This window comes from Dyadobacter soli, from assembly GCF_900101885.1.
GTDB classification, from domain to species: Bacteria; Bacteroidota; Bacteroidia; order Cytophagales; family Spirosomataceae; genus Dyadobacter; species Dyadobacter soli.
Genome location: NZ_FNAN01000009.1, coordinates 335,383 through 349,722, shown reverse-complemented (window position 1 = coordinate 349,722; position 14,340 = coordinate 335,383). Strand labels below are relative to the sequence as shown.

Below are 14,340 nucleotides of genomic sequence, written 5' to 3'. Positions count from 1 at the left end.
ACCCGATTAGGTAATGGCCATTTTCAAATTGACAATTGGGCCCAGAATATCAAACAGTTAACCAATGCGATTAAAAATTATAAATGGGACCGTCATTACCCCGTACCGCTACATACGGAACGGGACGGTTTTGGTTGAAGACGGGGTGATTATCGGCATTGAAACACGGGACGTGGATTTCCCAAATGCCGAAATTATCGACGCCGAAGGCCATTACGTCGCGCCCGGCTTTATCGACCTGCATATTCATGGCGGGGGTGGGCATGATTTCATGGATGGGAGCGTGGAGTCGTTTTTGAAAATTGCAGAAACCCATGCGCAATATGGTACCACAGCCATGGTACCGACCACATTAACGGCCGAAAAAGAGGATTTGCTCGAAACGCTGGATTTCTATGAAAAGGCCAATGCAGCCAATGCGAACGGTGCGCAGTTCCTCGGAATGCATTTGGAAGGGCCCTATTTCGCATTGAGCCAGCGGGGCGCGCAGGACCCGCGGTACATTCGCAACCCCGATCCGGCCGAGTATGAGGAGGTTTTGGCATACTCCAATTCCATTACCCGATGGAGTGCCGCGCCGGAGCTGCCGGGGGCCATTGATTTTGGCAAAAGATTAAAGCAAAAAGGCATTCTGGCGGCGGTGGCGCATACGGACGCGATTTACGAAGACGTGCTGGAAGCCTATGAAAATGGCTACACGCTCGCGACGCACCTGTACTCGGCCATGTCCGGCGTGACGCGCAGAAATGCGTTCCGGTATGCGGGTACGATCGAAAGCGCCTTTTTGCTCGATATGGATGTGGAGATCATCGCCGATGGCGTGCATTTACCTGCACCGCTTTTGAAACTCATTGTTAAAATCAAAGGTCCCGACCGCATTGCATTGATTACGGACGCGATGCGTGCGGCCGGAATGCCGGAAGGCGAAAGTATGCTCGGCTCGCTGAAAAACGGGTTGAAAGTGATCGTCGAAGATGGCGTGGCGAAGCTGCCGGATCGTACTTCATTCGCCGGAAGCGTGTCCACGGCCGATCGGCTCGTGCGCACGATGGTGAATATGGCCGACGTGTCGCTGCTCGACGCCGTGCGCATGGCCACCGCCACGCCCGCACGCATTATGGGTGTACACGACCGCAAGGGCACATTAGTGGAGGGTAAGGACGCCGATATCGTCATTTTCGACGCCGACATCCGCATTCAGAGGACCATTATCAAAGGAAAAACAGTTTACCGTAACGCTATACCCCAAATTTAACCTACCACAAAAATGAAAGTCGACCAACTGGAAATCAATATCTCCGAAACCCGCCAGCAAATGGGTGAAGCCGCGGCGAAAGCCGTTGCGGACAAGATCCGGGAGATTCAGGATACCAAAGAATTTGTCAACATCATCTTCGCCTCGGCGCCATCGCAGAACGAGTTTCTGGCGACGTTGAAGGACGAGCCAGGCATTCATTGGGAGAAAATCAATGCATTTCACATGGACGAGTACATCGCCATCGCCGCCGACGCGCCGCAGAATTTCGGGTATTTCCTGAAAGTACGGCTGTTCGATCATGTGCCCGTTCGTTCCGTTTCGTATCTAAACGGTAACGCTACCGACCCCGCTGGCGAATGCGAACATTATGCGAAGCTGCTCCGCGAGAACCCGATCGATATTGTATGCCTCGGAATCGGTGAGAATGGACATTTGGCATTCAACGACCCGCATGTGGCGTTTTTCGATGATCCATTGGAAGTGAAAGTGGTGGAGCTCGACGATGCCTGCCGCCAGCAGCAAGTGAACGACGAATGCTTTGATACCTTCGACGAGGTGCCGCAAACCGCATTGACACTCACCATTCCGACATTGATGAAGGCCAAATATGCCTTCTGCATCGTGCCGGGCGAGAAAAAGGCGCAGGCAATTTACCACACCGTGGCCGAGGACATCCAGGAAGCGTACCCATCGACCATCCTCCGCAAGCATCCGAATGCGATCCTGTTCATCGACCAGGCCAGTTCAGGGAAGCTCAAAGAAATTTCGTCATACTCGCAGGCATAGTTCCGCGCCGGAGCTATCTTGCATGTATTACCTCAACCCATTCAAATGAGAAAAGAACTCTTGACAATCGCTTTATTGAGCGCAATGGTATTAAATCAGGGATGTAATTCGAAGAAAGAGGAGGCCAAGAATGAGGAGAAGAAACCGCTGAGCCTGATCGTGGTCGAACCCGGCCACTTCCATGCCGCGCTGGTCCAGAAATCGATGTATGCCGACGTTGACTCGGTCGTGCACGTGTACGCGTCCGAAGGCCCGGACGTGAAGGCTTACCTCGACAAGGTGGAGAAATACAACACCCGCCCCGAAGACCCGACACGTTGGAAAGAAGAAGTGTACACCGGTACCGATTTCTTCGAGAAAATGATTTCGGAGAAAAAAGGCAACGTGGTCGTACTGGCGGGTAACAACCAGAAAAAGACCGATTTCATCAAAAAATCCGTCGATGCAGGCCTCAACGTCCTTGCCGACAAACCGATGGCGATCGACGCGGCCGGTTTCGACAAGCTGAAAGAAGCATTCGCCAGCGCCGACAAAAACAAGGTGCTCTTGTACGACATCATGACCGAGCGTTACGAGATCACTAACACCCTGCAACGCGAGCTTGCATTGCTGCCCGAGATCTTCGGCGAACTGCAAAAAGGAACGCCTGAAAACCCGGCCGTCATGAAGGAAAGCGTGCACCACTTCTTTAAATACATTTCCGGCGAACCGCTCGTGCGCCCTACCTGGTTCTTTGATGTGAACCAGCAAGGCGAAGGCATGGTGGATGTAACGACGCACCTGGTCGACCTCGTGCAATGGAGCTGTTTCCCTAATGTATCCCTCGATTATCAAAAGGACATTCAGCTACTCTCGACCAAGCGTACCGCTACACAGCTTACACCGTCGCAGTTCAAGCTCGTGACCAAAAGCGAAACTTACCCTGAATTCCTCAAAAAGGACATTAAGGACACTTTGCTGAACGTGTATTCCAATGGCGAAATGAACTACACCTTGAAAGGCGTGCACGCGAAAGTATCCGTGATCTGGAACTTCCAGGCCCCGGAAGGCACCGGCGACACGCACTACTCGATCATGAAAGGCTCAAAAGCCAACCTGATCGTCCGCCAGGGCAAAGACCAGAAATACAAGCCGGTGCTTTACATCGAAACCACCGACAAATCGAAGGCATACGAAGATGCTGTGGCTGCTGCGTTTAAATCTGTGCAGGATAAGTTTCCGGGCGTGGAGCTGAAAAAGAATGCCGCGGGTTGGGAAGTTGTGATTGATGCGAAGTATGATACGGGGCATGAGTCGCACTTTGCTCAGGTGGCTAATAAGTATATGGAGTATCTCAAAGCCGGGAAGTTGCCGGAATGGGAAGTGCCGAATATGATTGCTAAGTATTGGTTGACGACGGAGGCTTTGAAGCAGGCGAAGGAGAAAAAATAAATGAAATCTTTGCCGTCGTCTTTAATAAGAATGAGTCTTTAAAAAGAACGAGTCCTTAGCCGTCGTCTTAAGACGACGGTGGATTTTGAGAGACGAGCAGCGTTTGCTGCTCGTTTTTTTATTTGGGTCGAGATTAAATCGGCTGAACTATTAGAACAGTCCCAATTGAACGGGTGAAGAAGACCCCTTGCCCAGCATTGGCAATGTATCGATCACATCAAACTGTCTTCGATCTCCATTGAATTTCCTTACGACTATTGACTCACACAAAAACTGGGCGTGATATTCTTTGAACAGTGAATAGGCTATTTCGATCCATTCTGGCGGAAGGCGTCTGCCAATGGACATATGCGGTTTGCCAAATAACTCCGTCCAGCCTTCTGTGTAATCCTTTAAAATCTTCGAATTAGCATCCCGTTTGAATTGATTGCATCGCTCAATAATCGCGCTCGACGACCCGTTAGTAGGCTCCACGTAAAATGCCCCATTTGTCGAAAAATGATTAAAGCCATTGAATTCTATTTCAAACGGATGCAATCCCTCGACCAAACCTCTAAACATTTTCAACAGCAGTGGATAGTCTCCTTCGTACGCGAAAAATTCGAATAGTGAAATATGCACCTCTGAATTCACACTATTAAAAAATCCGCCGACAGCCTTTTTCAAGTCAGCCTTCATTCCTTTCCCATCATCGATTATTTCCTGTGACGGCCTGATGGCAATCGAATATCTTACCGGTTCTTCCATTTGAAAAATCTCTTTATACTTAGCTTCGATCGATTGAATCTCTTCATGCTCCAAATCAGCAAATTCTTTTTTTTTCGCTCTGAGCGATAATCTACCCTCATTTTGAGATAAAAACACGACTAGTAGCGAAACCAACTTGTTTGGCATTGGGAGATTGTCGTCCAACCAGCTTTTAAACGCGTCGTACCTTTTCAGATATTTGATCTCATCTGGAATTGTGCGACTTATCGTGTGGGCGATGCAGTCAAATAAAAATTCTGCCTGCTTGGTTGCGTCGAAATAACGGTAATAGTCGGCTGTATCATTTTTGACCTCGACGTTACGATCCTTAGTGGGCACCCATTCAATAAAAGGAAGGAGCGAATGCGAATAGTGGATTAACACTCTGCGGTAATCGTCCATCTTTTCCTGAATAGCGGCTGATATGGGAAATACTATCTTCGCGGGACTAAACCCGGTTTCAGCGAGAATATGCTGAATAATGTACCGGTGAAGCCGACCGTTACCATCCACAAAAGGATGTATAAACACAAAGCCAAATCCGATCGAAGCAGCAGCTAGTACAGGAGGAAAGCCCCTTGTTTCCATAAGCGATGCTGCTTCCAGAAGTCCGTTCATCAAGTCACCGAGATCCTCCCACCTCGCAGATACATGCTCCGGTTTCGGCGGCCCAAATGAATTTTCATGCTCGCCTACGAATCCTCCTTCCTTTCTAAGTCCCATATGGATACTACGGGAATCACCGATGACGATCTTTTGCAAACGAACAAGCTCTTCAAGATTAAGTTTCTTGGTGCCGGCTTCACCAATGACCGTCCCCCAATGCTCTGCCCTCGTGGATAACGGATTTTCTCCTTCGATTGAAAAAGATGCTTTGGAATCCTTTAGCAATAGAAATGCCGAAGTTCTCGTTAGGACGTCCTTACTAATTTTTCCCAGATCCTCATAAGTGTGCTGTTCAAGCGCTTCTTCTATAAACGCTTTAAGCTTATCAGACTTAAATATCAGTGGGCAAAACTGATTCGTCCCCGGCAAATTGTTGCGAATGCGCTGCCGGGGCACATTGACGGATTTTTCCAATGCAAACTGTAATTTCTCGTCGAGCAGCGGCACGTAGTTTCCCTCCTTCAAATCCGGGATATCGAGCGGCTCGTTCGTAAGCCATTCGTATAAAAACCATATCCGCCGACTGTATTGCCCAGTGCGTTCAATACTCACCAATGTTTCCGCTTCGCTCTTGCCGATGCGTTCGAATAGCTTTTTGAAAAATAGCAGGTTAATGCCTTCATATTTTAATCCGAAAACCAGATGGCCGTAGAGACTATCTGTTGGCGCGTAGCTTGCTGTAAATACAGTCCAATTCGCGTCCGAGAACTGCTTGTAACGAGCACCGATCAACGACAATTTATCCGGTAAGGGCAATTTGAGGTCAAGCTTGTCGATAATGGCACCATAGCCTACAAGCAAAGCCCTCTCAGGAGCCTCTCTTCCGTGAAAAACAGTTATAATCCTTGAAAAATGATTATTTTCTAACATAAGTTTCTTGGCTATCGACTTCTTCGACCTTCATGAAACTACTTAACTTTCCACAAAAATAATTATTTATCGATAATTTAGCCAAAAAAACGATTATTTTCATACCTCTTCCTCCCCTCTCCCAATCCGCTCCACATTCTCAAAAAACGCAACCAACTCCCTAAACGAAAAGTAAGTATCACAAAGATCCGGCGCGTGGCCTTGTTCTTTGAGGGAGATGATGTAGCCAGTGAACATCGTCCAAAGTTCGTCGGACCAGCTTTCGGCACTGCTGCTGCTCAGCAGCTTGCCTACCTCCCGGCCATACGCCAGCAAAGTCGAATCCGTGGATTCGATAGGGTGTGTGTTTGTGTGCATCTCCATTTACGTTTTCCGTAAAGCACGCATTCCTGCAACCCGTACCCAACCCGCAAGCCCTGTAACTTACGCCGAAATACCTGTAAATTACCGGAACACTTCCCGATGGATTTATATAAATTGCCTTTTCAACGAAACAGCGCCGGTATGACACATACTACCTCCAACCCGAAGATCCACGAAGGCCGTAACGTAAAACGTTTCCGCGAAATGCTCGGCATCAAACAGGACGTACTCGCCTTCGAGCTCGGCAGCGATTGGAACCAGCAAAGAATCTCCACCCTCGAACAACGCGAAAAGATCGATTCCGACATTTTGGAACAGGTAGCAGCGATACTGAAAATACCGGTGGAAGCGATTCGGAATTTTGATGAGGAAAAGGCGGTGAATGTGATTTCTAATACATTCAATGACAATGCAATGCTAAATGCGGTTAACAATAATCCGACTTTTCATCCTATTGATAAGTTAATGCAGCTTCATGAGGAGAAGATTGCATTGTACGAGCGGATGTTGAAGGAGAAGGATGAGATGATGGGGCGGTTGGAGCGGTTGATTACTGCAAGTAAATGAAGTAGAATCTGGAATGAATAGAAAAGTATCAAACCAAATTTTCGCAAAAAGATACCGTTAATGTAATAAATAGAACCGATTAATAATTTCTTACATTAATCAGTATTTGGCGCATAGTATAAAGGTTGACAAATAGAATTTTATGACTTAATGTAAAACTCTACTCTCCTTTAACAATGCCAGCAAAAGACCTACACGAAGAACCGTTCGACGACGGGACAATTACCAAACTTGAAATTTTTGAAGACTATGCGCAGGCGTGGATCCCGACTTTTGTAATGAAAGCAGAGCCAATCATCTGCATTTTTGACTTCTTTGCAGGAACTGGCTATGACAAGAATGGGATAGCAGGAAGCCCAATTCGAATACTAGACAAAATAAAGGATCACATTGGGTATATCTTCCAGAAAAGAGTTAAGATTCGGGTGTACGTCAATGAATATGAACCAAATAAAGTAAGTCAGAGAAAACACGAATTGTTGGTCAAGGCTTGCAACGAGTATCTTGAGACTAATCAAGATGTCAAGCGCGCGATTGAGATATTAACTTACAATGAAGATTTTGAAACATTATTTCCAAAATTGCTACCAGAAATAAAATTGTACCCTTCACTAGTTTATATCGATCAGAACGGAGTAAGGTTTCTCTCAGATAAGTATCTCTTACAGTTCGAAAAAATGACTCAAACCGACTTTCTTTATTTTGCTTCCTCCTCCTATCTCCGTCGGCTTGGACACACAGAGCAATTCAAAAAGCACTTACAACTGGACATCGAGTTACTGAAAGAGGTGCCATACAATTTGGTTCATAGAAATCTAATCTCACAATTGACACTAAGATTTTCCAATAATACCAAACTTAGATTGTATCCATTCTCAATAAAAAAAGGTACCAACATCTACGGAATCATATTTGGAGCAAGCCATCCAAGGGCAGTTGAGAAATTCCTGTCCATTGCCTGGAAAAAGAACGACGTAAACGGTCAGTCTAACTTCGACATGGACCAAGACATCCCTTCGGCACAGCTTGACCTATTTGGCATTCAAAAACTTACCAAAATCCAGAAATTCAAGTCAACGTTAAGGGATATGGTTCTTACAGGGCAAATAACGAGTAACTTCGAGGCGCTCGACTTCGTTTACGCAGAAGGGCATATAGGAAAACATGCCGCCGACGTGTTGAAGGAAATGAAGCAAAAAGGGGAAGTTAGTTACATAGCAAACTCACCTTGCATCAACTACGAGAAGGTGTACAAAGAAAAACAGTTGATCAAATTCAACCTGCCAAAGAAATGAAATACAGCAAAATAGAATGGACCGAAGCGACCTGGAACCCATCCGTAGGCTGTGACAAGGTTACCGCTGGATGCAAATTTTGCTACGCAGAGACCATGGCCAAAAGGCTCATGCTTATGGGTGCCCCGGGATACGAGAATGGTTTTGACTTCAAGATATTGCCCGAAAGACTAGATGCACCAAAGAAAATCAAACGCCCGACGAAGTTTTTTGTTAACTCAATGAGCGATCTATTTCATGAAAAAATGCCTTTTGATTTCCTCGACCAGGTCTTTGATACAATTAGAGCGACGCCGCAACATACCTATCAAATCCTGACAAAAAGGGAAGATGTTCTTGTCCGCTACTTTGCTGATAGATCCGTTCCAGATAATGTTTGGCTCGGCGTCACGGTCGAGATCGCAAAAAAGAAAAACCGCATTGACGCATTGAGGAGCATTGATGCCAAAATCCGCTTTCTATCGATCGAACCGCTCTTGGAAAATATAGGCGAGCTAGATTTAACTGACATTCATTGGGTCATCGTTGGTGGCGAAAGCGGGAGCCGTGCAAGGCCTATGAAATCGCAATGGGCTGCCGACATTCAAAAGCAATGCGATGATCAAGTAGTTTCATTCTTCTTTAAGCAGTGGGGAACTTGGGGTGAGGACGGCATGAAGCGGAATAAGAAAGCTAATGGCAGGTTGTTGCTTGGCCGCGAGTGGAATGGAGAACCCTTATCAATGCAAAACTAAAACTAACGTAATTACGCCTTAATTGAGAGGGATCAGTCAAAAACCTTTTTATTATTATCTAGGAACTTCCTTAACTCTTCATTGATTTGCATAGGAAGCTCAGATATCAAAATCTCGATAGATTTCGCAAAGTAGAAGTTACCTACTCTTAGCCATACCGCTACTATATTACGATTTTGAGTGTTATCCCCAAAGCTTTCGTCGAGAGAGTTGAACCATAAACCTGGCGGGATTGAGTGAACATAGGTTGATAGGTCTGCTAGAATTCCCTGTACCAAATTTGTTTGATCACCACAAATTTTTTGAATTCTCTGGTGTCGACTTTCATAAAAAATTGTCTCTCCGTTTTTTAATTTGTTGATTGCAGTTTTATCAAGATTTGATCCCTTAATGCGACTCCAATAATACTCCTTTATAGATGTCAGGCTTTGGCCTTCCTGCATTTCTAGTCGCTCGGATATGAGCATTTTTCTATTCGCCAAATAATATCCTAAAATATCTCTGTTTAAATGGAAGGTTTCAGATCCATCATCATGGCAGAACTGATCAATCACGTCATGTGTATCTACAATATTTCTTATAATAGTAGCAATCGAGCGTCGGTCGATCGCATGTCGATCAGGTTCCGAAGGCGGAAGGAGCTTTAATAATGATACTGCTGTTGTCAAAACGGTTGTTGCTAAGAGAACGCTAGGCCAGTCCCCAATCTCTGGATCATCTTTACCAAAATCTTTATGAATCTGTGCAAGAATCGGTTCAAAGCCTATTATTCCACACTCTAACAAGTGTGCTTGAATTCCAAAGTGATTGTCCATGAATTCGTTAAATCATGCATATAAGATTTACAATATATTCCTTGTTGCCCCTTATTCATTTACTACCCCTTCCACTCCAACTCAACCCCCTCCCCCTTCACAAACCCCTGAAACTCCGCCAACAACCCCTTATCCTCCCTAACACCCCGCGGAAGCACCTTCCGAGGCAAAGCATACCCCACCAACAACCCCACAGCCTCCCCAATACTCCACTCCACGGGATGCAGCCGGTAACACCCATTCGTAATATGCGTAGTCCCAATATTCTTATTAGCAGGCAGAATATTCTCCATCCGCACAGGCAACAGCGCGCCCAACGGAATCTGAAACGGCAATGACCCAAAATCAATGTAATTATCCCCGCCGGTGCTCGGATGCAAATCAATATGGTAGTAGCCAATCCCGACGCTATCTTCAAAAGCAGCCGCTTTCACACCCGTAGATTGCCCGGTGATAGCAGCCCGTTGCTCAGCCCCGACGTGCTCTTCCTTAATGGTAAATAGCGCCTTGATGCGCCGCGATTCGCGGACGTAGGGGTATTTGGCGAGGCCGTCTTCGGTGCCCATTACGTCTTTGCGGAGGCGGATGCCGGGCCAGCCTTTGCCGCCGTCGGGGCGCGGGGCCTCGGTTTGGAGCCAGTACAGAAGCGATAGGCTGAGCTGCTTGCCGCGTTCGAAATGCTTTTCGAAGTCTTTTTCGCTGGCGCCGATGAGGTTACCGAGGGTGTAGTCGTTTTGCGGCCAGTTTACGATGGTGATGTCGCCGGCGTAGGTGCCGGGAGCGAAGTTGGCCTTGTTGATAATACGGCGGTAGAGCCAGAGGTTCAGGTTATTGCCGGTCGGGATGCCCTCCGGGTGGAAGCCGAGCTGTTTCGGTTCGAGGGTTTTGGGATTGGAATAGGAAAGGTCCAGCAGCCTGCCCGACCACGGCTTGGCCATTTTGGGGACGTAGTTTTTCCAGAAATCATATTCACGCGGCTTTTCGATCACGTGGTTTTCGCCCGGGCGGTAGTCGATGGCGTAGCAGACGGTGAATGCCTGCACGTTGTTGGGATCTGCTTTTTCGGGGGCGTGGAATTCGCCGGTTTTGGCTTTGGATTCGGCGCCGGTGACGAACTCGGTGCCGGTCATAGGCAGCAGATCGCCGAGCTCGGTAGCGTCCGCAAAATAGGGCGCTGTGAGGGTGAGCAATGCTTTGTTGCGGCGGTTCTGCGCGGTGAGCGATTGTACTTTGTTCGCTTTCACGTCGGCGGACACGATTTTGTGTTCCAGCAGCAAGGTGAGCTTGCCGGTGCTCAGGTAAAGGTTGAGCATGTCGGTGAGCACGGCTACGGCTACGCGCGGCTCGTGGCAGAGCTTCGATACCGATCCATCGCCCGGGTTGAGGTTATTGCGGCTCCTGGCATCGGCCGTGAGCGGGTAGTTTTTCTGGTAATACTCGCGTACGGCGGTGCGGAACTGCCGGTAGGCCTTCGTAGCGCCGTGCGTTTCGATCCATGGGTGCTCGTCCGGCGGGACGCCTTGCTGTGATACCTGCCCGCCGATCCAGTCCGTTTCTTCGGTGAGGATTACCGAGAGGCCATTACGCAATGCGGCCAATGCGGCGGCGCATCCGCCGAGGCCGCCGCCAGCGATCACGAGGTCGGCATTCAGCGTGGCTTTGGCTTTATTATCCGGGCCGGGAGCTGCATTTACAGATTTTTCAATGGGAGGTTGGGAGAGCAAGCTGCCGCCGAGTGCGACGCTTCCCAGGAAATTACGGCGTTTCATAAAGGTTAAGGTGTTGTTCAGGAATCAAAAAAAGAAAGCTCATTGCAAGGTGTTCCCCGCAATGAGCGCGTATTATTATACAAATCAATTTACTATACCACTTTCCCCATTACGTACATTTCGTCCATGGTCGGGGTCGGGTTGCCGCCTTCTTTTTCCAAAGTAATGGCAAATGCGACGGAACCGGCTTTGGTGTTCTTCATTTTCAAAACCTTACCCGTAAATGCATTATCGATCATACCGATATCGACGGGCTTGCCATCCACAATGCTCCAAAGCTGGTATTGCTTGCCCTGGGGCGCTGCCGGCAGGTTCTGCACATCGAGCAGCACCTCGTTCGTTTGCGTGTTCCAGAATGCGGAAACGGCGCTTTCGGGCGATTTGGGTAATCCGGCCAAATGTACGTGCTTGTAAGTAGGGCTGCGGAACAATGCTGCCAGTGCCTGGTTATACTCGGCCTGGGTTTTCATTGCCGCCATATCAGCCTGCATACTTTCCACTTTGGCTACGGCGTCGTTATTGACATGCTTCATATCGGTCATCTGCATGGCCGACCATCCTGCAAAAAGCGCCAGCAATACGGCAGCCGCAGCGGCCAGCTTCGCCCACGCGGGCGTTACCACCTGCGTTTCCACGCGCTCGAATGCATTATCGATCACACGTGCTTCCGGTTGTGCGGTCGCAGTCACATCAGGTGATGAGATGCTCTTTTCTTCGGTGATTTCCTCCGCTTTGGTTTCTTCTTCCGCCGGGGCTTCGAAATTCATTTGCGCAAAAATCGACTCTTTCAATGAAGGCGGGGGCGTTGCCTGGTGTTTCAGCGCATATTCTTCCAATGCACTTTCGGTACGCAACAACTCTTCCTTGATTTCAGGGTAAATATGCGACATACACTCCACCTCCTGCTTCTCCTGGGGAGTAACAGTGCCCAATACATATTCCTCCAATATACCGGACTCTATATAGGCTTGGATATTCATACTGCAAAGTATTGTTTTAACTCTTGTAATGCGGTCCGGATCCGCGATTTCACGGTGCCTAACGGTATGCTCAGCTCTTCCGAAATTTCCTCATGCGTGTAGCCCTGGAAATAGGCCATATCAATGAGTACCTTCCGTTCGGGCCGGAGCATGTCGATGATCGCCTTCATGTCCGAACTGACTGTTTGTGAATCTTCGTACGTATCCTTCTCATTAAGGACCACCGTGTTTTCAATATCATCCATTGCCGGCTTCCGGCCCTCCGCTCTGACTGCGTCTATCGCACCATTGCGCGCGATATTCATAATCCATGTAAACAATCGTCCTTTCTCAGGGTCATAGGAAGCGATATTCTTCCAGATTTTCAGAAAGCATTCCTGCAATACATCCGCGGCTTTCTCCTCGTCCTTCAACGTCTTTGAAATGATATTAAACAAAGCTCCTGAGTAATGGTCGTACAGGAATTCAAAGGCGTTTCGCTCGTTTCTTTTCAGAGCTGACACCAATTCCTCTTCCGAGTATTTTACCTTGCTGGTCGCCAAGAGTTGCTTAACATTTAATTGTAAATTACTTACTGGCAATCTAGTAAATTTTCCTACACGCCTGGCCGGGCCGTACCAAATAATTGCCTCGTTACCATACAGGAAAGAAATCACCAGAGAGGGGGGGAATGCTTGCATTCCGGGTCGTGTGTATGAGTTAGCCATCTTAGTGTGCTTTTAATCATATACGAACAGCACACAACATTGGATCGACCAGGCAGTACTTATGCGAATACCAGGCTCATTTCCGAAGGCCTTCTACGCGCCAGAGCGTCAGGAAGATAAAGAAAATGATCAGGCTGAGCAGATAAATTACATTGCGGGAGTCCACAAGTCCCTTACCCAATGCCTGGTATTGAACGTCCAGGGCTATACCGGATAGCAGGTTAGCCGCGAATCCATCGCCAAACATGCCCGAAACAGCCCCAAAACCAACATACCAGATGAATGCCAGGAATACGCCGAGGATGAATGCGACGATCTGGTTATCATTCAAAGAAGAAGCCCACACGCCCATCGCCACCAGCACGCCGCTAAGCAGCAGCAGCCCGAGATACGAGCCGGCCACGGCGGCGGAATCGACGTCGCCTACCGGGTTTCCCAATTGGTATACGCTGTAATAATAAATGAGCGTCGGCAGCAATGTAAGCACCACGAGTACCCAGTTGGCCAGAAACTTCCCGAGTACCAGATCGATGTTGCGGATAGGCTTGGTAAGGAGCAATTCCAGCGTGCCGTTGCGCGATTCTTCGGCCAGCGAACGCATGGTAATGGCCGGGATGAGGAATATCAGCACATAAGGTGCGAGACCGAAAAACGAGCCGAGGTCGGCGTAGCCGTAGTCCAGGATATTGGAATCGGGGAAAACCCAGACGATCAGGCCGATAGCCGTCAGAAAGACCGCCATGACGATGTAGGCGATCAATGAGTTGAAAAAACTGGCTACCTCTTTTCGGAAGATTGCTAACACTATTCGGGGATTAAATGCTTTTCAGGAATGCTTATTCGAAAACCGGTTTTTCTTTACGCATAATGGCCGCGATGATCAGCGAGAATATGAATCCCATGATCAGGTACCCGAAAATCACCGTGACGAACATAATGCCGGGTGACATGAATTTCTGGGACATTTCGATCGCCTGTTCTATCTGCGCATCGTCCATTCCCTTTGCTTCCAGTTCTTCGCGCATCTGGTCGAGGCTTTGGGTGAGCATATTGGCGTCGATAAACTGGATGTAGAAAATCGTAAATGCAGAACTCAGCAAACCCAGCACCGCCGATGTAAGCGAACCGAGCCCGAGCCCTTCTCCATAGCTGATAAAACCTCCGTTCCTCTCGCGAAAATCCTTCATGGCCAAAACGATCGCAACGATCATGAAAAGGTACGTCAGCGACGCCAGGAGTTTGTTCGCTCCCAGCCCCGCAACGTTCAGGATCGTAGAATATACCATCGTTACGACAGCAACCAGAAGGCCATATTTCAGGGCAACACGGGCGGTAGAGGTTTTTTCTTCCAT

The 14,340-nt window shown here is 48.1% G+C and carries 14 protein-coding genes; 6 read left to right on the top strand and 8 right to left on the bottom strand.

The genetic code is table 11. The annotated features are described in order from the left end of the window. Positions 1-64 precede the first annotated feature (64 nt). The 3 genes from nagA to BLQ88_RS16815 are packed head-to-tail and all read left to right on the top strand — an operon-like array spanning position 65 to position 3,475. Complete coding sequence (gene nagA, locus BLQ88_RS16825; protein ID WP_090152294.1) at positions 65-1,255, top strand: N-acetylglucosamine-6-phosphate deacetylase; 1,191 nt, start codon at positions 65-67, stop codon at positions 1,253-1,255. 12 nt (positions 1,256-1,267) lie between these two features. Beyond that, entirely contained in the window at positions 1,268-2,044 is a 777-nt protein-coding gene (locus tag BLQ88_RS16820) for a glucosamine-6-phosphate deaminase (RefSeq protein ID WP_090152293.1), read from the top strand. Between the two features lie 45 nt (positions 2,045-2,089). Next, on the top strand, positions 2,090-3,475 hold the full coding sequence (locus BLQ88_RS16815; RefSeq protein ID WP_090152292.1) for a putative oxidoreductase C-terminal domain-containing protein: 1,386 nt from the start codon (positions 2,090-2,092) through the stop codon (positions 3,473-3,475). Positions 3,476-3,625: 150 nt separating this feature from the next. On the opposite strand, the gene BLQ88_RS16810 is transcribed toward BLQ88_RS16815, so the two are convergent. Both BLQ88_RS16810 and BLQ88_RS16805 read right to left on the bottom strand, forming a co-directional pair. Beyond that, on the bottom strand, positions 3,626-5,758 hold the full coding sequence (locus tag BLQ88_RS16810; protein ID WP_090152290.1) for a 2'-5' RNA ligase family protein: 2,133 nt from the start codon (positions 5,756-5,758) through the stop codon (positions 3,626-3,628). 99 nt (positions 5,759-5,857) lie between these two features. Next, positions 5,858-6,115 (bottom strand): hypothetical protein, encoded by a 258-nt coding sequence (locus BLQ88_RS16805; RefSeq protein WP_090152423.1) that lies wholly within the window; start codon positions 6,113-6,115, stop codon positions 5,858-5,860. A gap of 147 nt (positions 6,116-6,262) precedes the next feature. Between BLQ88_RS16805 and BLQ88_RS16800 the strand changes: the two genes are divergently transcribed. The 3 genes from BLQ88_RS16800 (at position 6,263) to BLQ88_RS16790 (ending at position 8,717) form a co-directional block, all read left to right on the top strand. Further along, on the top strand, positions 6,263-6,688 hold the full coding sequence (locus BLQ88_RS16800; protein ID WP_090152288.1) for a helix-turn-helix domain-containing protein: 426 nt from the start codon (positions 6,263-6,265) through the stop codon (positions 6,686-6,688). A gap of 176 nt (positions 6,689-6,864) precedes the next feature. Beyond that, a complete protein-coding gene (gene tcmP, locus BLQ88_RS16795) occupies positions 6,865-7,983 on the top strand; it encodes a three-Cys-motif partner protein TcmP (protein WP_090152287.1) in 1,119 nt (372 codons plus the stop codon). Beyond that, a complete protein-coding gene (locus BLQ88_RS16790) occupies positions 7,980-8,717 on the top strand; it encodes a DUF5131 family protein (protein ID WP_090152284.1) in 738 nt (245 codons plus the stop codon). The genes tcmP and BLQ88_RS16790 overlap by 4 nt, the downstream gene beginning before the upstream one ends. 32 nt (positions 8,718-8,749) lie before the next feature. Here BLQ88_RS16790 and BLQ88_RS16785 read toward each other — a convergent pair whose 3' ends face one another. The 6 genes from BLQ88_RS16785 to BLQ88_RS16760 form a co-directional block, all read right to left on the bottom strand. After that, positions 8,750-9,532 carry a hypothetical protein gene (locus BLQ88_RS16785; protein WP_090152281.1) on the bottom strand — a complete coding sequence of 261 codons (783 nt, stop codon included), beginning with the start codon at positions 9,530-9,532 and terminating at the stop codon, positions 8,750-8,752. Between the two features lie 62 nt (positions 9,533-9,594). Next, complete coding sequence (locus tag BLQ88_RS16780) at positions 9,595-11,301, bottom strand: FAD-dependent oxidoreductase (RefSeq protein ID WP_090152279.1); 1,707 nt, start codon at positions 11,299-11,301, stop codon at positions 9,595-9,597. A 92-nt stretch (positions 11,302-11,393) separates the two neighbouring features. After that, a complete protein-coding gene (locus BLQ88_RS16775; protein ID WP_090152276.1) occupies positions 11,394-12,281 on the bottom strand; it encodes an anti-sigma factor in 888 nt (295 codons plus the stop codon). Next, complete coding sequence (locus BLQ88_RS16770) at positions 12,278-12,823, bottom strand: RNA polymerase sigma factor (protein ID WP_229212719.1); 546 nt, start codon at positions 12,821-12,823, stop codon at positions 12,278-12,280. The genes BLQ88_RS16775 and BLQ88_RS16770 overlap by 4 nt, the downstream gene beginning before the upstream one ends. Positions 12,824-13,064: 241 nt before the next feature. Continuing rightward, positions 13,065-13,793, bottom strand: a complete 729-nt coding sequence (gene gldF / locus BLQ88_RS16765) for a gliding motility-associated ABC transporter permease subunit GldF (RefSeq protein WP_090152274.1) — start codon at positions 13,791-13,793, stop codon at positions 13,065-13,067. A gap of 31 nt (positions 13,794-13,824) precedes the next feature. Then, on the bottom strand, positions 13,825-14,340 hold the full coding sequence (locus BLQ88_RS16760) for a DUF4199 domain-containing protein (RefSeq protein ID WP_090152272.1): 516 nt from the start codon (positions 14,338-14,340) through the stop codon (positions 13,825-13,827).